The sequence below is a fragment of the Neisseria sp. P0009.S007 genome (genome assembly GCF_051962515.1).
On record NZ_JBQCVF010000472.1, the window covers coordinates 1 to 1097 of the forward strand.

General features: G+C 50.5%; 2 pseudogenes. Both read right to left on the reverse strand.

Annotated elements, in window-relative coordinates:
- Positions 1-128 (reverse strand): annotated as a pseudogene (locus ACTHS3_RS14150) (ATP-binding cassette domain-containing protein); the annotation flags it as partial.
- Between the two features lie 195 nt (positions 129-323).
- Positions 324-1070: pseudogene (locus ACTHS3_RS14155) on the reverse strand (ABC-F family ATP-binding cassette domain-containing protein); the annotation flags it as partial.
- Positions 1071-1097: the final 27 nt, after the last annotated feature.

The window sequence follows — 1097 nt, forward strand, 5'->3', positions numbered from 1 at the left end:
TCGAAATAAGCAACTTCCTGTTTACTGCCGATACGGATTCTGCCGTAGGTCGGCTGCAATTCGCCCAAAATCAGCTTAAGGAAGGTGGTTTTACCGATACCGTTTGGACCGATTAAGCCGATTTTGTCGCCGCGCTGCAAAATGGCGGAGAATTTGTCCATGATGACTTTGTCGCCATAGGTAAAAGAAGCGTGTTCCAATTCGGCGATGATTTTGCCGCTTTTTTCGCCGCTGTCGAGCTTAAAGTTGACCTGCCCTTGTACATTGCGGCGCTCGGCGCGCTGGCGGCGCAGCTCTTCCAAACGGCGCACGCGGCCTTCATTACGGGTACGGCGCGCTTCTATGCCTTTGCGTATCCATGCTTCTTCCTGAGCATGGAATTTATCAAACAAGCGGTTATGTTCCGCCTCGACTGCCAACTCTTGCGCTTTTTTCTCGCTGTATTTGGAGAACGATCCGGGATAGGAGCGCAGAGTGCCGCGGTCGAGTTCGACGATGCGCGTGGCGATATTGTCCAAAAAACGGCGGTCGTGGGTAATCACAACCAAGCTGCCTTCAAATGCTTTGAGCAGGTTTTCCAGCCAGATAATCGCGTCGATGTCCAAATGGTTGGTCGGTTCGTCCAGTAGCAATACGTCGGGCTTTTGCACCCAAGCCTGCGCCAGGGCGACGCGCTTTTTCTGCCCGCCGGAGAGGTTGCCGATTTTTTCGTTTTCCGGCAAACCGAGTTCGCCCAATGTCTGCTTGACTGCCGCATCCAGTTTCCAGCCGTCCTTCGCTTCGATTTCAAGCTGCAATTCGTTGAGCTCTTTCAACAAAGTCTCACTCGAACCATTTTCTAACTCATGGCTGACATGATGATAACGGCTCAATAAATCGCGAATTTCGCCCAATCCTTCGGCAACGGTATCAAATACGGTTGCATCCTTATCAAAAAAGGATTCTTGCGGCACATAAACGATTTTGAGGTTGTTTTGAACAATAATCTGTCCATCGTCAAGCTTTTGTACACCGGCGAGGATTTTTAAAAACGAAGACTTACCCGCACCGTTGCGGCCGATTAAACCGATTTTCTCGCCGCTGTCGAGTTGAAAAGA